This is a genomic window from Anaerocolumna sp. AGMB13025 (assembly GCF_029689925.1).
Classification (GTDB): Bacteria; Bacillota; Clostridia; order Lachnospirales; family Lachnospiraceae; genus Anaerocolumna.
Genome location: NZ_CP121445.1, coordinates 3,362,529 through 3,383,686, shown reverse-complemented (window position 1 = coordinate 3,383,686; position 21,158 = coordinate 3,362,529). Strand labels below are relative to the sequence as shown.

Here is a 21,158-nt window from a genome sequence, read left to right as displayed (position 1 = left end):
CTTAAATTTTAAAATTTTATTTCTAACCATTTGACATATTTCTATGACTCTTTTTAGGCATTCGTAATCATGTTCATACTTGTAATTCAATCTTATATCAATCTTATATCTGTATTATACTCCATATATCACCATTATTATATACGATTCAAATAAAAACATTGCCCTATAGTTCATAACCTTTAATTTATAACCTATTATTTATAGCCTATATACCCATGGTCTATAAATCAATGGTCTATAAATCAATAGACTACGTTTTGATTTCTGATAATAAAAATTATAATCTGCCCTTAATCCACAAATATTTTCATTTTCCGGTAAAATATTATTATAAAATGAAACCTTTTTCGACAGCTATTAATATACTATAGTAAGTGATTTCTTATCACTAAGAATTTCATTTTAGAATTATGAAAAGGACAGGGAACAAAAAAGGCAGTCCGGACAGAATAATTCGGGAAGGAAAGTTGATATGCGCAAATCAAGTCAAAAAAAAAGAATTCATTTAGTTCCTTTTACAATAAAAGAAATTATACAGAATATTAATGAAATCCCTCAGGGGGTACAGATGATTCAGGCACCACTTATTTGGGATAAAAGTAATAAGGGTGATGGCGTCGTTATTGCCGTAATCGATACAGGCTGTCAGGTAGATCATCCTGATCTAAAAGATCAGATTATCGGCGGAAGGAATTTTACCAAAGATTATAATGGTGATCCGAATAATTTTAACGATAATAATGGACATGGGACACATGTATCCGGTATTATTGCTGCCGCTCAAAACAACTCGGGAGTAATGGGGGTTGCACCCCTTGCCAAACTCCTTGTATTAAAAGTTCTTGGTAAATCGGGAGATGGTAATTATCAAAGTATTATTGATGCAATTAATTATGCTGTAAAATGGAGAGGTCCAAAAGGTGAAAAGGTCAGGATCATATCCATGTCGCTTGGAGGAACCACGGATATACCCAAACTACATGACGCTGTTAACCGTGCAGTTGCCAATAATATTCTTGTAGTTTGTGCCTCCGGTAATAACGGAGATAACAACTATAAAACAGACGAACTCAATTACCCGGCGGCTTATAATGAAGCCGTATCGGTAGGTGCTATAGATTTTCTAAAGAGGATTACAAAATACAGTAACTCCAATAATAATGTCGATTTAGTTGCCCCTGGCAATGAAATTGTATCGACCTATCTAGATGGTAAATATGCAAAACTCAGCGGTACTTCTATGGCAACACCTCATGTTTCCGGTGCAGCAGCATTAATTATTAATATGTGTGAAGCTGAATTCGGCAGAACTTTGACAGAAGCAGAAATTTATGCACAGTTAATTAAACGGACTACAACTCTTGGTCTTGATAAACGGAGTGAAGGCAATGGAATGCTTGACTTAAGCAAGATGTAAACTTAATAGATTTTCAAACTAAAAATAAATTAGTTTATATAAATCAAGTTAAAAATTTGATTGTAATTAATTTGATATTCATTCTTAAATCAGATTTAAGAACAGACTTTAAATCGTTTCAATTTTTAAAATATCTATTCTATATTTGTTTCGTTATATTAGAAAAAGAAAATATTTTTATGCTACTTCATCCGGAATATTTAATAACAATCCCATAATTTAAAAAGAACTGATTGATATTTCCTAGAATCAATCAGTTCTTTTTAAGATTATTCTTTATCCGAAGCACCTACTATAATATTGGCAAAATCCTGATATATTTTTTGCTGTACTATTGACTTGTCGTGATTCGTAATACCACAGTCCCAGGCTTTTTTCTGATATTCATATAATTTTTCATGATGAAGGAATAATTGTTTTAGGGCGGAATAGATTTTCCGTGGATCACTTACACAAATAGCAGCATCCTGTTCTTTCATATACTCAAAGCCGGCATTTTCCTTTGGAGACAGGAGTAAGATACATGAGGAGCTGGCTAAACAGTCTATCATTTCAGCGGGATATGAATATTTTGCTGCAGCCTTGTTCTTTCCTTCGAGGGACTCCATAAAAAGTGCAATATCTGCTTTTTTATACACTTCTTTTAACTCTTGAGGGAGTATTTTTGATTTGACAAAAGTTTGGACACCATCCTCTAACTGGTTTTTCTGATGTTTAGTAATCTTATTTACAGGATAAATTTCCAAAGTCATTCTCAACCGCCTTATATTAATCTTTTCCAGTGCCTTTTTTAATCTTTGCAAAGTATTATTAAGATCAGGGGTTAGCAATCCGGCATATACTATTCTGACCGGGTAGTGCACTTCTTTTAGTTTAAAATAATCGCTAAACTCTCCGCATTTTGTCAGTACATCCGTATCCAGTCTACATTGGTTTTTATACAATTCCGCTTGTTTCGGCGAGAGGGTATAATATTTATGGTAAATGGGCAGATTGCTTTTAAACTTCTTATTTAATTTTATATACCTTAACCAGTAAGCAGGCGACACTTTCGCTTGTTTTGTTATAAATTCATCCTCATCGGAAAATACAGCCAGTGGTTTGTTTGTGAACTTCACCAGTACTTTTTCAAAACGAAGCATTTTTGCAGATGCTGGTCTTATACTGAATATAATGTCCGGGTTAAATTCATCCAGAAACTTTTTTAATTCATCCATATTGATATTTCCGATAGACCATATAAAATCTTTTAATAACTCTATAGAATCAGCTGCAAGGGATTTAAAAAACTCATATAACTGTCCGGCATCTTCCGGTAATTTTAATTTAGGGAGTTCTGGCATACCTGGAATTGGCGGAACGTTAGGAATTTCTGGATCTCTTTCCGGATTTTCTGGAACAATTGGTTTTTCTGGACTTTCCGGATTTTCTGGAACGTCTGGACTTCCCGGGGCTTTTGGGGTTTCTGGTATTTCAGGATTCACATTAAAGTTTATACCGGCTTTTTTCCCGGTAATCAGACTTTTCGCCATCATTTTACCAGTTATCTGAAAGTATCGGCTGCAGCATTTATTGTCGGGAATACCAGGTGTCAGATAAAGATTGGCAAGCCCAACCTCAGAACCATCAAACCAGTTTGAGAGTATATGATCGGTATACTTTTTATCGTTCCAGACTTCGTCGGTTAATAATAATATTTTCATACAAACACCATGCCTTCCATTTTATAGATAGTTCTGTCTTTTCTGTATTTTTAACTATTACCGTTCTTTTTTAGGCTTAAGGACATTAGGACAGCTGAGGTGTTTTTGCTATTAATCAATTTGGTATGTCTTCAAATTCTCTTCGTCTGTAAGCACATTCAAATGCTTCAGCATAAACCATACCTGCCTGAGAGCCACGGTAGGTTGCAAGACCAATTATTGCTTTAGCACTTCTAGGATGTGGATAATCCTGGATTACACCCTGGTATTTTTCCAGCGCTTCAATCTTTTTATTAACACTTTCCTCACCTACTTCCATAAATGTATTGGGGTTAAATTGGTTTATAGCTCTATTCAGTCCCCAATCAGTAGATGCAGGAACTTCCATAAAGAGAACTTCCTTTATCGGTGTAACGTTATCTCTGTGCTGAACTAATCTCACAGCAGCCTGACAGGCAAGGGAGGTATGTAAGTGATCGATATCTAAGTCGGAAGGATGATGGGTGATTATTATTTCCGCCTGGGTAATGTTGATTATATTTTCGATCATCTGAACTAGTTTAATATGGGGCACCGTATTAAATTCGATATTTGGAAAATCCCCTATCATTACTTTTTTAATCCCTAGTATTTTAGAAGAACTAATTATATTATCTTTTAATTCTTTGATCTCTGGATTATTCTCTCTTGCTCTTACAATACCGGATAAGATACAGACATTTATCTTATGTCCTTCTTTTGCAAGTTTATATAGGGTTGCACCTGCCCCTAAAACTTCATCATCTGGATGTGCAACAACTACCAAATAGATCATTTCTTAATCCTCTCTTATTTAACTGCATCCATTTTCCTATATGTTTAGTTGAATTTTCATATTGGAATTTTCCCATTAAAATTCAATAATTATCATATGAGGGGACAAAGCAATAAGTTCCTGATTTCCTAAAAAAACTGCACAATACTACCGTAGGCTGGTTTAACCTACGGTAGTATTGTGCAGTAATAGCTATATTTTATCCCTGCTTGTAATAGTGATTTCCTTTTTCTTTACTTTGATTTGCTTGTAAAAACCTATTCTGTTGGTTTTCGTCTTATCATATATGCATCATAAGGTGCATCATATTCATAACCCAGCTTCTGTGCAATCTGGACCGAAATCATATTCGCAGCATCCCAGCTTGGGTACAGACCTCGTTCTCGGCAGGCAAGGATCAAGGCTGCCCCCACAATCTGCGCTAAACCTTGACGGCGGTATTCCTCCCTGGTAGCTATCTCAATTTCGATACCGGTATCGTATACACTGTAAGAAGAGGCTCCGCTGATAATTTTATCCTTATAGGTAATAACCCATCCGATACCTCTTTGAAGATAATCTTCCTTCGATGAAAAGTTGGACACGAAATCTTCGGACCAGGTTTCACCAAGTGCTTCTTCGTACCATTTTTCATTAATTGGTGATAAGGTATATTCAACCGGCAGACGGCTTACAATTGACTTAAGTTGATTAAGGTCAAACTCTTCCTGTTTCTTTTTAATCCGGTAGCGTATTATTTTTTTGCAGTCATCACCGTAATACTTCATTATCAGTTCACCATAATTATCCTGCCCTGTAATCACAAAGGTAAGATCTAGATCAGTTAGTGTTAGTATTTGAGAAATTATATCTGTATTAAGGGAATTCTTTTCACCTGCCAGAAAGCAAAAGGTTCCTTCCTGAATCAGTGCACAAGATGGGGTTTCTAGATTATCAGTCCATGCCCGGCCCATATGCCCCTGCAGGCAGGATAAAATCGTCATATCGTTCATGTTTTTAAAGAAATGTCCTATTTTATATCTGTCATTTTTTTTAACTTCTACCAAACCATATCCTCCGCATTACTTATTCTAACTACTTTCATATATAAATCTTAAGACTTAAATTACTTAAATAATCTTTTCATTGAGCTACACCAGTCTGAAAGAGCTCAAGTACAGACGGCAATCTCGGTCTAATGTGCAGATTATGTAATAATCAGGTAAGAAAGAAACAAGTGGTCTTTGATCCGTTGATTGACAGTACGATTACAATAACCACATTTTTCCTGATAATAGTATAACACAGGCATCCGGTTTTTGTACATGTGTTATTAGAAACTGATAGCTGAGAGTGTTAGAACTTTGGAATCATATTGTACCAATGCTATAAATAATCCAGATATAATGCTGTATATTAATGCTTTTATTTAAAACTAAAATAATGTGATTATGATACTTGAGTTTGTAGATAGAAAACTAATAGCTAAAGAAGTAACAATATAACTATTAATATAATAACTATAAAACAAATAAATACGATATACCACTCCTAAACGCAAATGATATACCGTATATGATTATACTGCTGTAACTGTTATATGTATAAAAATAAAAGACAGGCGTAAAATTTATTCTATAATCTGTCCAAGTTAATTTTGGTCACGTTATCAAATCGGGTATCTACAAATTAACGCTTCGCCGTATAATACGGAACAATTATATAACTGCCTTCATATAAGACATCGGAAGTTAATCCATTACTATCCATAATCTCTTTAATATAAGTATTCATATCCTTATACTCATCGGTAATATATAGATTTGCGATACTCCAAAGGGAATCCCCCTTCTCAATCTTAACACTAGTCACGGTCTTCTCTCTTGTAACAGATTTCTCTGCTGTAACGCTGGTTGTTATGATACTTAAGGAGAATATTATAGTAATTAATAAAAGTAAACCTATAATTATTGCATATCGTCTTTTTTCAAAAAAAGATATAAATTTCATTGTAATAACATTTGTTTTCCTTATGCTAAAATAAGTTCTGTGATACATATAAATACCTCCTTAAATTATCTCATATGGCAGACGGTGAATTCGTTAATACGAACACACGTTGCGAACACTTGTTTCCTTACCTGTAATTATACAGAGCAAACATTTGTTTGTCAATACCAAAATAACAGATAAAATTATATAAAATTATCTAATACGAAAAAAGTATTAAATTAACGAACATAAGTTTTGCATTCCATAAAAAACTGTGATATAATGGGTTAAATAAGTGAGGTCAATTAAGAAGCGCACTCAAAATTTATAATATTTCGATATCATATATAATATAATAGGAGGTTAAGATATGAGTTATGGAAAAATAAGCGCCAAACAGAAAGAAATCTTAGAATATTTAAAATCACAAATTATTAATAGAGGTTATCCACCGGCGGTTCGCGAAATATGCGAAGCTGTAAAATTAAAATCGACATCCTCCGTACATTCCCATCTCGAAACCCTTGAGAAAAACGGTTATATCAGAAGAGATCCATCCAAGCCCCGTGCTATTGAAATCATCGATGACGGCTTCAATTTATCCAGAAGAGAACTCGTTAATGTACCTATCGTTGGTACCATTACAGCCGGACAGCCCATACTTGCAGTGGAAAATCTGGATGGATATTTTCCTATTCCAACAGAATATATGCCGAATGAAGAAACTTTTATGCTTAAGGTAAAAGGGGAAAGTATGATTAATGCCGGTATTTTTGACGGAGATAAAATTCTTGTACAAAGACAGTCCACTGCCACCAACGGAGATATTGTTGTTGCACTGATTGATGATTCTGTTACAGTTAAGACCTTCTATAAAGAACATGGATATTATCGTTTACAGCCGGAGAATGACACAATGGATCCAATTATAGTACCGGAGCTTAATATATTAGGTAAAGTAATCGGGTTATTCCGTCTTTTCCAATAATCCAGTACGATACATAATATAATGTATAATTTTTAGATTTTAGCATATAATAAGAAACCACACCTATCATAGCCGCTATTCAGTAGGCCCCCTGCAGCTTTTTTGCAGAGGATTCTTACTGATAGCGGCTTTTCTAATGTACCGGTTCTTTCAAAGATAATAAACTGCTGTTACATAGTACTATTGTTACATAGTACATGAAAGATAAATTAACATTGTCGGAATAAGAGTCTGACCTGGTATGACTCTAGTACTAGAGCAGAACGTGTTTTGTTATGGCAGAACGTACTTTGTTATGCAACAAAAAAGCCCTGTACCAGATTATAAGAGGAAGACTCTTAAATCCGGAACAGGGCTAAATTGTATTTATGCTTCAAGCTGCTCTTTGCTGGTAACTTTACCGTCTCTCCAGATTCTTTCCAAATCATAGAATAAACGGTCTTCTTTTGAAAATATATGAACAACAACATCGCCATAATCCAACAGGACCCAGCTTGCAGAACGTACTCCTTCAATCCTTTTAGGTTCAAATCCATGTTTGGAAAGTACCTGTTGTACATTGTCAACCAATGCCTGAACTTGGGATGAGTTCGTACCGTTCGCTATAATAAAATAGTCTGCAATTATAGTGATATCCCCGATTTCAAGTACTTTTATATCTTCTGCTTTTTTTTCATCTAAAGCCTGGTAAGTAATTTTGGCTATTTCTTTGGAAATATTATTCATTCCAAATCTCCTTTCATCTCTCTGTCTAATCTACAAGAACGAACAATATTGCTATCTGTTCCTATAATAATCATATGCAACAACGGTTAAATTATCTATCTCCTGCCCTTGTTTTTCCAAATAGAGCAACGTATTTTTAAGTATTTCTGTTACAGCTTTATCTAAATCTGCAAAAGCAATAGCACGGATAGTATTTAACTCCGGTATTCTTTTAACGGAGCGGTTTGGTTCAATATAATCAGCTACAAATACAATTTTCTCAAGTAGCGTCATATCAGGTCTTCCTGTTGTGTGCCAGTAAATTGATGAAATAATTTCACTGTCGTCAACCCCATATTTATGCTGTGCATAATATGCTCCAAGTTTTCCATGGAGCAAGAAGCCGTTTCGGGTTTCCACTGGCGATACCGGAAGATTATACGTATTGCATTCCTTAATTAATTCTTCATCCTCCAAGTCTTTCGCACAATCATGAAGTAATCCTGCCAGATTAGCCTTATCCATATCATACCCATACCGTATTGCCAGAGCTAAACTCATCCCTTGGACTCCCAAAGAATGATATAATCTTTTAGCTGACATTATCTTAGATAATTTTTTCTGTAAATCTAAAACATCATAATCCATGATATCCTCCCAGTAGTTAAACACATGTCCGTCAATTCTGTCTGATAACCGTATCTGTCGATAATGACTGAAACCTTGTCATCCTTTTAAGTCTACACTTAGTGTTTCATGCTCTATATACAGGTTCTGCGTTCTGATGTATTGTTCTACTGAATCAGGAACATAGTACCGTATTGATTTGCCATTGCTTAAACACTGACGCAGCATTTTAGAGGAAATATCCATATTAGGTGTATTCAGTAAATGAATTCTAGCTCCAAACAGTTCTTTCAGATGGGCAGCCTGACGGGTTAATTCCTGGCTGGTTACATGATCCCTTCCAGCTGCAACAATGTTCGTTAAATTGAATATCTCCTTTGGCTTCCACCAGTCTTCAATCTGATAGAGGGAATCCGCGCCTAAGATGAAATAGAACTCATCTTCCGGATAATTATCATTTAACTCCCTTAAGGTATCTGCAGTATAAGTAATACCTTCCCGTTCCAGTTCCATACAGGATACCTCAAAATGCGGATTATCTTGTATGGCAAGCTGTAGCATACATACCCTATGGTCGTCACTGACAATATTTTCATTCAGTTTATGAGGTGGTTTCTTTGATGGCATAAATAAAACCTTGTCTAACTTCAATTCCTCATAAGAACTTTCAGCCAAAATTAAATGGGCGAAATGAATTGGATTAAAGGTTCCGCCCATAATACCTATTCTACTCATCAGCTTTTTCCTTTCGTCATGTTAACTCTTAGCTGAGGTCTTTTCAGGGATGTTTTTTAGCCCTGAAGGTATTCCTGTTTGTTGAGGTACTTCTATCTGAAAACATTTTTTTACTGCTTGACTGTCTTTTGTCTGCGGATGCTTTTTTATCGGCAAATCTTTTATCACTGGATGCTTTATTATCCGAATATGAATTTTTTGCAGATGTTTTTTTATCTGTAGATAGTTTCCTGTCTCCAGTTGATTTCCTATCTGTTGAAGTCCTGTTAGCTGATGTCTGTTTTCTGTCTCCACTTATTTTTTTATCCCCGGAGTTTCTTTTATCCGTAGGTAATTCGATTTTCTTTTTTTCCTTGGATTCACGGTATAAAACGATCTTTTTACCAATGACTTGAACTACTTCGGAATGGGTTCTTTCTGCGACAATTTGTGCAATTTCATTTGGATCGTCGAGGCAGTTTTTCAATACATTTATTTTAATCAATTCTCTTGCTTCCAGGGCTTCCTCCAGTCCCTTTGTTATTTCGGGGGTCAAACTGGATTTTCCCACCTGGTATATCGGGTCTATGGACATAGCCAGCCCTTTTAAATAAGCTCTTTGCTTACTTGTCATTGTTTGTCTCCTTAATATCCTTATTTATAATAATCAAAATGCAGCCCGTACATTCTTACCGTATCGCCTTCTTCAATGCCCATTGCTTCCAACTCATCCAGAATACCACTTTCCTTTAAGAAACGCTGGAAAAATTCAAATCCTTTTTCCGAATCCAGATTGGTGTAGCCAAGCATTCGCTCGATTCTAGGTCCTTCAACAGCAAACAGATGTTCTTCTTCCTGAACCACAGTATAGGGCTCATTGGAGAACGTAATGTCACTGGGGAAGAATTCCCGTTCAAATATAACCGGAGCAGTATCAATACTTTCCAGTAGTTCCTTAATATAATACAGAAGCTCTTTCACTCCTTTTCCGCTGACAGCAGAAATAGGAAAAACCTTAATCCCCTTTGGTTCAAACTCATTCTTTAACTTATTAACTGCTTCCGCTTCTGCCTCACCAAAGAGGACATCCAGTTTATTCGCGGCGATGACCTGGGGTCTGTGAGCCAGTTCTTCATTATAGGCAGCTAATTCAGAATTGATGGTATTAATGTCTTCAACCGGGTCCCTGCCTTCTGTAGATGCAGCATCCACCATATGGATAATGACTTTGGTTCGTTCAATGTGTTTTAGAAATTCATGTCCAAGTCCGATTCCTTCTGATGCTCCTTCGATTAATCCCGGAATATCAGCCATTACAAATCCACTACCGCCCTCTAAATCCACCACTCCCAAATTAGGATTTAAGGTGGTAAAATGATAGTTGGCTATTTTAGGTCTGGCATTCGTAACTCTGGATAAAAGCGTTGATTTTCCTACATTAGGGAAACCAACCAGACCGACATCTGCGATCACTTTTAATTCCAAGGTTACATTCAGTTCCCTGCCGGATTGTCCTGGTTGGGCATATTTTGGTACCTGCATGGTAGGGGTAGCATAGTGCTGATTGCCTTTTCCACCATTACCGCCTTTTAAAATTACTTCCCTCCGGTTATCATGGGACATATCGGCAATTACTTTACCGGTTTCAGTATCCTTTATTACGGTTCCTTCGGGAACTTTAATGATTAAATCGCTGCCGTCTTTACCATGGCAGCGTTTTTTTCCACCGCTCTCTCCGTCTTCCGCACAATATTTCTTGACATAACGAAAGTCTGATAAGGTATTTAATCCTTCATCTACTTCAAAGATTAAATCACCGCCTCTTCCTCCGTCACCACCGTCTGGTCCGCCGGCAGGTACGTAAATTTCTCTTCGGAAACTTACGTGTCCGTCACCGCCTTTTCCGGAACGTATATATATTTTAGCACTATCTGCAAACATTTTGTAACTCCAATCTGCGTGCAGAAGCACGCACTTTTTCAATGTTTTTATTATAATAGGAATTAGCAAAAATTACAAGAAAAAATACATTTCCTTATTTTTTGCAAGCTCCGTTATCTATTAATATCTCAATAAAATAAACCCCATATTCATGATTTAATCAAGAATTTGGGGTTCACAATCATCTCATATTATTTAGATTCTACTGGGTATACAGAAGCTTGTTTCTTGTCTCTGCCTTTTCTTTCGAATCTGACAACACCGTCTACTAATGCGAATAATGTGTCATCTCCGCCGCGTCCAACGTTATTGCCTGGATGAATTTTAGTTCCGCGTTGTCTGTAAAGTATATTACCAGCTAAAACAAATTGTCCGTCAGCTCTTTTTGCGCCCAATCTTTTGGATTCGGAATCTCTACCGTTCTTAGTAGAACCAACACCCTTTTTATGAGCGAAAAATTGAAGGTTCATCTTTAACATAACCTACACCTCCTTGAATTAATGGCTGCAGAATTGAATCCAATCCTGCTAAATCAATTTAATATATTCCTGACCATAATCCTCTTTGATTCCTTTTAAACCAAGGAATAAAGAGTTCAACAGTAAACTTGACTCATTACTAAGTTTTGAAACAATCCTGAAATCTATCTCACCTTTTTCTTCATCTTCCTTAATGTGAAAGGTATCTGATGTAAAATGCTCTATAGAATTCACGGTATTGATTATCAGTACCGATACGGCAGCACATACAATATCCTGTCCGCTCTGCGCATACCCTGCATGTCCAAAGGACCGGAAACCGATAATGTTACCCTCTGCATTCTTATAACTTGATATTTTAATCATATCACTTACCTGTGTGGTACTAATTATGCATTGATTTTTTCAATCTTAACTTTAGTATATGGCTGTCTGTGACCGTTCTTCTTGTGGTATCCGGTTTTTCTCTTGTATCTGTAAACGATAACCTTTTTGTTCTTACCTTCTTCTACAACAGTTGCTGTAACGGTTGCATTAGCTACGGTTGGGTTTCCTACTACTAATTCACCCTTGTTTACTACAAGAACTTGATCAAATGAAACAGTTGAACCAGCTTCTACACCAAGTTTTTCTACTTTAATGATATCGCCTTCGGCTACTTTGTACTGTTTACCACCTGTTGCTATAATTGCGTACATATGGCACCTCCTATTATCATTACTCGCCAGCTGTGGTATTCTGGTATTCATAAAAATACAGAATTTTAGAACCTCGCTGTGCGGCACACTAAAGTAGTTTAGCATATCCGGCATAATTTGTCAACGCATGAATGAAAAAATATATTAAATTTATGAATGAAAAAATATATTAAATTTAGAAAACTACTTAATATAATGTTACTTTAGTTAAACCTCTGAATCGGTAAGCAGTTTTTCAAAGCAGACAGCTTCTGGTCTTCCAACGTATCTGCCGTAATTTGGGATTCTTTTGTAACCGGCAGACTCATAAAAGGAGACGGCTTTTACATTAATAAGTCTGGTTTCAAGTCGGAGGGCTGAATAACCAAATACCTTTGCATTCGCTTCAAGATAAGATAAAATAGTCTTTCCAATACCGATACCTTTCGCTCTGGCATACATTCTTTTAAGCTCAGCAGTTCCGTCCTCCATCGGTCGTATGGCACCGCACCCTACGGCTTCCCCCTTCGGACTATATGCAATTACAAATAAACTTCCGGGAACCTTAACATCCGCTGTATCAAAGGAACCTCTTCCACTGTTGCCGGTTATGGCTTCAAGCGTTTGAGAGAGTTCCTCCAACAGCACCAAAGCTTCTGCCGAATCGACATCAACTTCATTAATTTTCATGACATATTTTCCGCCTTCCGGGAGTTTCTGGCTATTCCTATTTTCTTTTTCGGTAGTGTCAGGTATCATCTCATTATCTCCTTCTATGTAATTAGCTAATTTCGCTAGTATCTATAGTTGTTATAAGCAGAATTTTATTATCAATATTTGTTGTTATTATCTGTATTTGATATTATGTTTATTTGTTATTACATCTATATTTGTTATTTTATTCATATTTGTTATTTTATCCATATTTGTTATTATATCTATATTTGTTATTTTATCCATATTTGCTATTATTTTATCTATATTTGTTATTATCTATATTTGTTATTATTATCTATCTTTCTTTGATTAAGGGTATCTGTATGGTCACCCTGGCACCACCAGTGTCCGGTGAGTTTTCTAATTCCAGGCTTCCTTTGTGTAAAGCTGCGAAAGAGTTAGATATGTAGAGTCCCATTCCATAATGATTACTCATTCGTCTGCTTTTATCTCCTTTGTAAAACTGTTCCTGTGCAAAGAGCAGATCTTCATTTGTAAAACCCTTGCCATAATCTGTAATAATAAACTGTAACCAGTCCTCATTTTCACAAAAACGAATTATTAGTTCAGAATCTGATTTCGAATAATCAATGGCATTGATTACAACATTCATTATAGCTCTCGTTAGAAGTTCTTCATCCGCAAAAAATGTTGTTGTAATCATTTCTGACAAGAAAGTTATATTAAGGTTCTTAAGGGAAGCATGATTGGTAATCCGGTTTTGAAGCTTTTCTATAAAATCACCGGTTTGGATAAAGGACGGATGAAAAAAACAGGAGTCTTCTGTCTTTAGCATATCAATTAAAAGTTTCAGGTAGCGCTCTATTTCTTCTGTATTGGTAATAATATAACCATTATATTTGGTTATCTCCTGCATATCCTCTCCTAACAGGATTCCTCTCGAATCCTTACTCTTCCCCTTAAGTGTTTCTGTTGCTGATCTACTGTCATTGGCGGTTTCGCTTCTGTCAAGATTAATCTCCTTAATCAGTTCTGCATTGCCTTTAATAATCGTAAGAGGGGTCTTAATATCATGTGCCAGGGCTGAAATCTGGGTTTTTCTTGCTTGTTCCAAGTTCCACTGGGTTTCAAGAGAGGATTTTAAAGCCGATTGCATTTGGTTTAAAGAGTCTATAACATCATTCACTTCTTTTATTCCAGAAGACCTGGTTTTAAAATTTAGGTTTTGACTTTTTATCTCATTGGCTGTTTCTGTAAGTTTATCCATTTCGCCGGATATGAGCCGTCCAAAAGCTGTGGATAGAAGCAAGACTTCCAATATCATTAAAATAATAAAAATAATTACAAGAAGTAGTTCCGGACTAAAACCAGATTTTCTTAATTCAGGAAGTCCGAATTGGATCATAATTGGATATTTAACGATGCAAATTTCATTCTTTCGCTGGATTATTTTATAGTACTGTGAACCGCCGGCAGCGTTCTGACCATCTTTTAAAGCCTTCCAGGCACTGTCAGCTTCTGTCAAATTAAAGCTTCCCGATGTCATACTTCCATCTTTATTAAAGATACCATATTTACAGACCTTCGGTATCATATCCTCAGTTACTGCGGCAGACTCGGCAATCGTTACACGGTTGTCCTTTAACATCTGTTCATAATAGTTAGCCGGCAGCAAAAATTGATAAGCAAAAAGAAGCGATATGAGAAACCAGTACAATACTGCCAGAGCTGCTGTCCCTAGCATAAAAAACAGGATATATCGGATAAAGATGCTTCTTAGGCTATTATTTTGTTTCAGCTCCATTTGTAACCAATCCCCCAAACCGTTGTTATTGGTGTACAATCTTCTTTTAAGAATTTAGCTCGTATATTCTTAATATGCTCTGCAATACAGGAGCTGTCGCTTTCTTTATCAAAACCAAATACCGCTTCCAGTATTTTTTCCTTGGAAAATACCTGACCGTGGTTGAGAGCTAGAAATTCACAGATTTCATATTCACTTTTAGTAAAGGGAATTACCTTCTTCCCAGTTTGAACTTCTTTCGCAGATAAGTTAAACTTAAGACCGGATAATACAAAGCAGTTATGCTTTTCTCTTTGCTCTCTTCGTAAGTGAGCCAGTACCCGGGCCCTTAGCTCTCCAAGCCCAAATGGTTTTGTAATATAATCATCACCACCGATAGAAAGACCTTTCATAATATCGCTTTCTAAAGACTTTGCGGTCAGAAAAAGTATAGGGCAATCAACAAAATCCCTAATTTTCTTGCATAGGTAAAAACCATCAACCTCAGGCATCATAACATCCAATAGGATTAGATCATAATTCATATACTGTTCAAGTGGGAATTCCATGGGACTTGATAAGGCCGTAACCTGGTGGCCTTCTCTTGCCAGAGCTGTTTTAATTAGTTCAAGAATTCCCGGCTCATCATCAATTGCTAAAATATCTGCCATTTATTCACATCCTTTTCCTTCTTACATTATAACGTATTTTTTTATAATTGCACCTAAATTTTAATAAGGTTATTAATATGCCGGGTAAATAACATGGTCAGACATAAGCCCTGCCTCACAGGTAATACAATCCCTAACTGCCGGCTGTCTGTTCGGAAGAACTTCATACGGAAACATTAATCTGGTTGTAATTTTGTAAGGAATCAGCCATAAAATTGATAACTGTGATTTCTTTAGCATCTGGGTTCTTCCGGCAGCGTTCTGAACTCTAATCCCTATAAGAAATAATACAGGATAGTTATAAGGAATTTATAAGGAATTAAAAAACCTTCTTCGTATATCCTAAGGAATCCGCTTCCATGTGTTGCCATAATCAATCCAAAGTATTATAATAATCACTAAATTGGCGATTCTAATAAGCTGCCAGGTAACTAGAAAGGATGTATCATTAATGAGTGAATCAACCATACAATTATATAATCAGGACAGTCATTTAAAAACTTTTAAGGGAGTTGTTTTAACCTGCATAGAGCAGACAGACGAAACCCTTGCTTCTGGCAGAAGCTATATTGTAACCTTAGATGCTACTGCCTTCTTCCCGGAAGGGGGTGGACAACCTTCTGATAAGGGAACCCTTGAGGATGCGATGGTTTTAGATGTGAAAGAGGATGATGGAATCATCTACCACACTGTTACAGCTCCTCTTACCGTTGGCAGCACAGTGACTGGTCATATAGACTGGGATAGACGATTTGATTTAATGCAGCATCATACGGCCGAACATATTATTTCCGGTATCATTCATAATTCTTATGGCTGGGACAACGTTGGGTTTCATATGGGAAGTGATGCAATAACCGTTGATTTTAATGGCAGTTTATCAGAAGAAGAGATCCGTATCGTTGAACGTAAGGCAAATCAAGCAGTATATGAAAATATTCCTATAATGGCAACTGTTCCGGATCCCGAAGAATTAAAAACCTTAAATTACAGAAGTAAGAAAGAACTGACCGGAGATATCCGTATTGTAACAATTCCAGGCTATGACAGCTGTGCCTGCTGTGCACCACACGTAGCACTGACTGGTGAAATAGGAGGGATTAAGATAATATCCAGCCAGAAATATAAAGGCGGGGTCAGAATCAGTATGCTTTGCGGAACCAGAGCCTTACTAGATTACAACAAAAAAGAAAAAAGCGTTACAGAAATATCTGTATTATTGTCTGCAAAACCCGACGAAGTGAAGGATGCCGTTAAGACCTTGAAAGCTGAAAATCTTTCTTTAAAAGGTCAATTAGTAAACTTACAGAATCAAATTTTAACCTATAAGGCTGCTTTCATAACAGAGGGTTCCAGGGATATTTGCATATTTGATAATGAAATCGGACCAAATTCTTTAAGGACTTATGGGAATCTGCTGATTGAACGCATTACCGGTATCTGTTCCATATTTACATCAACAGATGGCAAAGAGTATAAATATCTCCTTGCTTCTAAAGTTTTAGATGTGCGGCCTCTTGGCAAGAGCCTGAATGAGACTTTTAATGGAAAAGGCGGCGGTTCCAAAGAAATGGTACAGGGAACAGTGACTGGGGATGCGGATATCATTAAAAAATTCATTACTGATTTTCAAATCTGATTATGATATTCGTTTTAAGATTCTTATTTCATACCTATTGAGATTAGTATGAAATTTAAGTTTATCAATGAGTTTATTAATTGAAACTTACTTACGATTTTATATAAATAATTTAGTCTGTTTGTAATAAAAACGTTATGAATTAGTCAAGTATCCAAGAACTGTTCTGGTATTATTTCTATCGTTGTTAAGAAGTAATTAATATACTAAATTAAGGATGGGTAAGTGAATTTGTAATTATATTTGTAGTAGAATTAGTGAATTTCAAAAGAAGGAGGACATCCCTAAATAAAAGCTGATAGGGATATCCTCCTTATTAATATCATAATTTTAATAGGTATTATTTTGAATTAAGATTATTATTAACAAAATAAGACTTCACCCATAAAGTTATTAAAGGCTTCAAACTATAGGTCAGTTCTTAGGTTATAGCGGTTGCAGCTTATGTTTAATCATCAATTTCCTTCATAGCCTTAACAAGCTCAACAAATTCACTTTTATATTCATCCCCTGCTATATTAAGGGTATCTAATTGGTTTAATATCCTGTTATAAGAGGACGTCCCCTTCCATTTACTGTCCCGAAGGAGCATGCCAAAAGAAGCGACAGCACTTGCAAAGGTAAGATTATCAGACATTTGCTTCTTATAGGTACGATCATTTACCGTTGCCGTCATACGTTCACTCTTATCTTGATCCGGTTCTTTATACCTGATATTAATGGTCAGCCAATCCTTGCTGTTTGAAAGGGTTTCATTGGACTGATAAATCAGATTTGTCTCCGGTACTTCCTGGGCAGAATCTACAGGAATCAGTTCATAAAGAGCAGTTACCCGGTGACCAGCACCGATTTCACCTGCATCTTTGGTATCATCATCGAAATCCTCCGTATTTAATCTTCGGTTTTCATATCCAATCAGACGATAGCCTTTTATTTTAGACGGATTAAATTCCAACTGAAGCTTCACATCTTTTGCCACGGTAAACAAAGTGCCTCCCATTTCATCTACCAGGACTTTCTTAGCCTCCAAAGTTGAATCAATATAAGAATAATTGCCATTGCCGTTATCTGCAAGAGCTTCCATTTTGTTATCTTTAATATTCTCAGTACCAAAACCTAAGACCGATAAAAAAACGCCTTTTTCTCTCTTTTTCTCAATTAATCTGGTAAGAGCACCTTCGCTTGTAATACCAACATTTAAATCTCCGTCGGTTGCCAGTATAACACGGTTATTACCACCTTTAATAAAATAATCCTCTGCCAGCTCATAAGCGGTTTCAATTCCTGCTGCGCCTGCTGTGCTTCCGCCGGCGGTCAGGTTTTCAATTGCAGAAGAAATTTTTCTGGTTTCATCCCCTCTGGCGCCTTCTAAAACAATGGAGTCCTCACCTGCATAAGTTACAATAGAGATTCTGTCATTCTCATTGAGGTTTTCTGTCAGCATCAGGAATGCTTTCTGCACCAGGGGCAGTTTATCAGGCTCATCCATGGAGCCGGATACATCTAACAAAAAGACAATGTTTGAACTTGGGCGTTCTCTTAAATCTATATCCTTTGCCTGAAGACCTACTAATAAGAGCTTGGCATCTTTATTCCAAGGGCAGTCGGATAATTCAGTATTGATAGAAAAAGGTTCCCCAAAAACAGGCTTGGTATAATCATAATTAAAATAATTAATCATTTCTTCAAGTCTGACCGCATCCGGTTCCACTCTTCTGTTTTCTTTAATCATTCTTCTTATATTACTGTAAGAAGCCGTATCCACATCAATAGAGAAAGTCGATAACGGGTTGTTTTTAACGGCTACGAAATTATTCTCCACGATGGCATTATATTCTTCCATATTAAACTCATTGGATTCCTGCTCCTGAAGGAGTTTTTTATTCTCGATGCCGTATGCTTCATCGGACAATTCTGGTAATCCTTCCATAGCCTTTGATGTTCCTGTTGAACTATCTGCCGCTGCCTCGGTACCATCGTTAAGGGGAGCCGTATTATCTGGCAGTTCCGCTCCGACGACTGGTTCTGAATTGGTGTAATTTGACTTAGCATTAGAGCCGCTGGTATCGGTGGTAGTGGTATTAAAATCTGTCTTAGAACTTTTGGAACACCCTGAAAAGCTGGTTATTATAAAAACTATAACCAGGAATAACGATAAATTTCTGTGAATCATCTTTCTCATAAATTCTCCTCTCTTTACTGCTAATTTGATTTACATCTATTAGACGAATAAATCTGATTAACAGTTCCATATTGTGGAAGAAAAGATATTTATAATTATTATTTCATACTTCGCAGTTATTTTTGTCTTGGTATACTTGATAAAATCAGCAAGGAAGGTGATTAAGAAAGCATGATTATGCTATGTTTCATAAGCTTAGGATTCTGAGCCTGGAATTCACTAATGACTTTTTCATGTGGTAAAGCAAGACTTAAAAAGCACAAACTCCTCGCTATGCTCGTCAAACAGTGTGCATTTTGAGTCTGAACCACCTGAAAAAGTCATAAGTAAATGATCAGACTCAGAATAAAGCGATTATGAAACATAGCATAATCATGCTTTCAATTCAGCTTTAGGGCTGATTTTATCTAGTGTTTTTAAGTTTATTAACTGCAATAAACTATATATCCGTTAAATCAAAAACCTTAGCATCCACGTATTGAAGCAAGGCTTCTGGAGAAATGACGATCTGACATCCTCTGACACCGGCACTTACTGCTATTTCATCAAATAATTCAGCAGTTTCATCGATAAAAGTCGGATATTTCTTTTTCATACCAACAGGAGAACAGCCGCCACGTATATAACCAGTAAGCCCAAGTAAATCTTTAACATGGATCATTTCGACCTTTTTATCACCAACTGCAGCGGCAGCTTTTTTTAAGTTCAATTCCTGATTCACTGGAATGCAAAATACAAGGATTCCTTTCTTGTCACCTTTTGCCACCAAGGTCTTAAAAACCTGCTCGGCTGGGATCCCCACCTGCTCCGCCACATGAACTCCGGAAAGATCCGATTCATCCACCTCATATTCTTTGGTTGAAAATGTGATGTTAGCTTGTTCCAACAACCGCATTACATTTGTTTTTATCATACTGTATCACCGGTCCTATCTCTATCTTGTAATTAAACCTGTTCGTACAATGGTTTTCTTACTTTCTTTCTGGTTACTTCTACAAGATTTAAGGCAGTCATATCCACCAGGGTAGTTTTTATGGGATCTTTTCTAAAGAGTTCTTCTAATCCTTTCATCAGACCTTCCTTATATTCTTGTTGCTCCATATCAATAAAATCAATGATAATAATACCCGAAAGATTCCGCAGCCGAATTTGTTTTGCTATTTCTGCAGCTGCTTCCATATTAATCTTATAGAAAGTGTCCTGTACTTTTTTCTTGCCGTTTATTGCTTTGCCAGTGTTAACATCAATAACCGTTAAGGCTTCCGTTGGCTGAATAATAATAGTACCTCCGGACTTTAACCAGACTTTATCCCTCATGGCAGTCTCTAATTTGGTTCGGATGCTGTAAAGATTACTAAGAGTAATCAGTTTATCTTCGTAAAACTTTAGTTTGCTTAAATCTTCTTTTTGATAATTTATTAAGTACTCCTGTATTTTATCAAAGATTTCACGGTCATCCGTTAAAATCTCATCTATTTTATCCGCAAAACCATCCCTGATATCACAGATAAAACCAGGTGGTGTCTGATATATCAGGGAAAAAGTTGATTTATGAATCCCATATTCCCGTAGTTCATTATATTGCTTTGTAAGAGACTGTACTTCCTCTTCCAACCGTTCCCGGTCAATGTTTACAGCATTGGTTCTGACAATAAAACCATACGAATCCTGTTTAAAGGCTTTCATAACTTCTTTTAAGCGTTTTCGCTCCCCATCTTCTGAAATTTTTGCGGAAACACCAAGGGATGATTTACCGTGAATCAAGACCGTATATTTTCCTGTGAAATTCAGATTTGTTGTAACTACAGGAGCCTTGGTTTTCACATCTTCTTTGGCAATCTGCACCAATAATTCATCGCCAACTAAAATCCGGTCTTGTTTTTTGGCATTGACATAAATCGGATTCGGGTTTTCCTCCAGCGCCAGATAGCACATCCGACCGCCGGCAATCTCTACAAATGCAGCGCTGATATTCTTTACAATGTTTTTTACTTTACCAACATAGATATTCCCAAGGATACTCTGTTCAGAAGTTTTGTCCAGATTGACCTGGAGCATTTCATTGCCTTCATATATGGCTGAAACAATCCGGTTATCCAGTTTGGTTATGATTAATTTATGATTCATGGCTCTTCCCACCGTAATTCATTTAATTTTTGTATCTGT

Annotated in this window: 21 protein-coding genes and 1 pseudogene; 3 read left to right on the top strand and 19 right to left on the bottom strand. The window is 36.4% G+C overall.

Annotation, left to right across the window (positions count from 1 at the left end; genetic code table 11):
- Positions 1-475 precede the first annotated feature (475 nt).
- Positions 476-1,420: a S8 family peptidase gene (locus QA584_RS13790; RefSeq protein WP_278275071.1), complete on the top strand. Its 945-nt coding sequence runs from the start codon at positions 476-478 to the stop codon at positions 1,418-1,420.
- Between the two features lie 269 nt (positions 1,421-1,689).
- Here QA584_RS13790 and QA584_RS13785 read toward each other — a convergent pair whose 3' ends face one another.
- The 4 genes from QA584_RS13785 to QA584_RS13770 all read right to left on the bottom strand — a co-directional run bounded on the left by QA584_RS13785 (position 1,690) and on the right by QA584_RS13770 (position 5,974).
- Positions 1,690-3,123 (bottom strand): hypothetical protein, encoded by a 1,434-nt coding sequence (locus tag QA584_RS13785; RefSeq protein ID WP_278275070.1) that lies wholly within the window; start codon positions 3,121-3,123, stop codon positions 1,690-1,692.
- 115 nt (positions 3,124-3,238) lie between these two features.
- Entirely contained in the window at positions 3,239-3,937 is a 699-nt protein-coding gene (locus tag QA584_RS13780) for a PIG-L deacetylase family protein (RefSeq protein ID WP_278275069.1), read from the bottom strand.
- Between the two features lie 257 nt (positions 3,938-4,194).
- Positions 4,195-4,983, bottom strand: a complete 789-nt coding sequence (locus QA584_RS13775; RefSeq protein ID WP_278275068.1) for a GNAT family N-acetyltransferase — start codon at positions 4,981-4,983, stop codon at positions 4,195-4,197.
- 622 nt (positions 4,984-5,605) lie between these two features.
- Positions 5,606-5,974 (bottom strand): LysM peptidoglycan-binding domain-containing protein, encoded by a 369-nt coding sequence (locus QA584_RS13770; protein ID WP_278275067.1) that lies wholly within the window; start codon positions 5,972-5,974, stop codon positions 5,606-5,608.
- A gap of 304 nt (positions 5,975-6,278) precedes the next feature.
- Between QA584_RS13770 and lexA the strand changes: the two genes are divergently transcribed.
- Positions 6,279-6,896 (top strand): transcriptional repressor LexA, encoded by a 618-nt coding sequence (gene lexA / locus QA584_RS13765; RefSeq protein WP_278275066.1) that lies wholly within the window; start codon positions 6,279-6,281, stop codon positions 6,894-6,896.
- 366 nt (positions 6,897-7,262) lie between these two features.
- Here the strand turns inward: lexA and rsfS are convergent, their stop codons facing one another.
- The 12 genes and pseudogenes from rsfS to QA584_RS13705 form a co-directional block, all read right to left on the bottom strand.
- Entirely contained in the window at positions 7,263-7,622 is a 360-nt protein-coding gene (rsfS, locus tag QA584_RS13760) for a ribosome silencing factor (protein ID WP_278275065.1), read from the bottom strand.
- Positions 7,623-7,673: 51 nt separating this feature from the next.
- A complete protein-coding gene (yqeK, locus tag QA584_RS13755) occupies positions 7,674-8,249 on the bottom strand; it encodes a bis(5'-nucleosyl)-tetraphosphatase (symmetrical) YqeK (RefSeq protein WP_278275064.1) in 576 nt (191 codons plus the stop codon).
- Between the two features lie 78 nt (positions 8,250-8,327).
- Positions 8,328-8,963 (bottom strand): nicotinate-nucleotide adenylyltransferase, encoded by a 636-nt coding sequence (gene nadD, locus QA584_RS13750; protein WP_278275063.1) that lies wholly within the window; start codon positions 8,961-8,963, stop codon positions 8,328-8,330.
- Between the two features lie 328 nt (positions 8,964-9,291).
- Positions 9,292-9,576, bottom strand: a pseudogene (gene yhbY, locus QA584_RS28715) (ribosome assembly RNA-binding protein YhbY); the annotation flags it as partial.
- A gap of 20 nt (positions 9,577-9,596) precedes the next feature.
- Positions 9,597-10,883: a GTPase ObgE gene (gene obgE / locus QA584_RS13740; protein ID WP_278275062.1), complete on the bottom strand. Its 1,287-nt coding sequence runs from the start codon at positions 10,881-10,883 to the stop codon at positions 9,597-9,599.
- A 191-nt stretch (positions 10,884-11,074) separates the two neighbouring features.
- A complete protein-coding gene (gene rpmA / locus QA584_RS13735) occupies positions 11,075-11,362 on the bottom strand; it encodes a 50S ribosomal protein L27 (protein WP_161839164.1) in 288 nt (95 codons plus the stop codon).
- A 48-nt stretch (positions 11,363-11,410) separates the two neighbouring features.
- Positions 11,411-11,728 carry a ribosomal-processing cysteine protease Prp gene (locus tag QA584_RS13730; protein WP_278275061.1) on the bottom strand — a complete coding sequence of 106 codons (318 nt, stop codon included), beginning with the start codon at positions 11,726-11,728 and terminating at the stop codon, positions 11,411-11,413.
- Between the two features lie 23 nt (positions 11,729-11,751).
- Positions 11,752-12,060, bottom strand: coding sequence for a 50S ribosomal protein L21 (gene rplU / locus QA584_RS13725; protein WP_161839166.1), 309 nt, complete (start codon positions 12,058-12,060; stop codon positions 11,752-11,754).
- A 207-nt stretch (positions 12,061-12,267) separates the two neighbouring features.
- Positions 12,268-12,798: a GNAT family N-acetyltransferase gene (locus QA584_RS13720; protein WP_278275060.1), complete on the bottom strand. Its 531-nt coding sequence runs from the start codon at positions 12,796-12,798 to the stop codon at positions 12,268-12,270.
- Positions 12,799-13,051: 253 nt separating this feature from the next.
- Positions 13,052-14,521 (bottom strand): sensor histidine kinase, encoded by a 1,470-nt coding sequence (locus QA584_RS13715; protein ID WP_278275059.1) that lies wholly within the window; start codon positions 14,519-14,521, stop codon positions 13,052-13,054.
- Complete coding sequence (locus QA584_RS13710) at positions 14,512-15,171, bottom strand: response regulator transcription factor (protein WP_278275058.1); 660 nt, start codon at positions 15,169-15,171, stop codon at positions 14,512-14,514. Before QA584_RS13710 ends, QA584_RS13715 begins: the two co-directional genes overlap by 10 nt.
- Before the next feature lie 72 nt (positions 15,172-15,243).
- Positions 15,244-15,411 (bottom strand): hypothetical protein, encoded by a 168-nt coding sequence (locus QA584_RS13705; protein ID WP_278275057.1) that lies wholly within the window; start codon positions 15,409-15,411, stop codon positions 15,244-15,246.
- A gap of 211 nt (positions 15,412-15,622) precedes the next feature.
- Here QA584_RS13705 and QA584_RS13700 point away from each other — a divergent pair, with 211 nt between their 5' ends.
- Positions 15,623-16,810 carry an alanyl-tRNA editing protein gene (locus tag QA584_RS13700; RefSeq protein WP_278275056.1) on the top strand — a complete coding sequence of 396 codons (1,188 nt, stop codon included), beginning with the start codon at positions 15,623-15,625 and terminating at the stop codon, positions 16,808-16,810.
- A 448-nt stretch (positions 16,811-17,258) separates the two neighbouring features.
- Here QA584_RS13700 and QA584_RS13695 read toward each other — a convergent pair whose 3' ends face one another.
- From QA584_RS13695 to QA584_RS13685, 3 genes are all read right to left on the bottom strand, one after another.
- Positions 17,259-18,992, bottom strand: coding sequence for a vWA domain-containing protein (locus QA584_RS13695; protein WP_278275055.1), 1,734 nt, complete (start codon positions 18,990-18,992; stop codon positions 17,259-17,261).
- 439 nt (positions 18,993-19,431) lie between these two features.
- Complete coding sequence (ybaK, locus tag QA584_RS13690; RefSeq protein ID WP_278275054.1) at positions 19,432-19,905, bottom strand: Cys-tRNA(Pro) deacylase; 474 nt, start codon at positions 19,903-19,905, stop codon at positions 19,432-19,434.
- 32 nt (positions 19,906-19,937) lie between these two features.
- On the bottom strand, positions 19,938-21,119 hold the full coding sequence (locus QA584_RS13685) for a ribonuclease E/G (RefSeq protein WP_278275053.1): 1,182 nt from the start codon (positions 21,117-21,119) through the stop codon (positions 19,938-19,940).
- Positions 21,120-21,158: the final 39 nt, after the last annotated feature.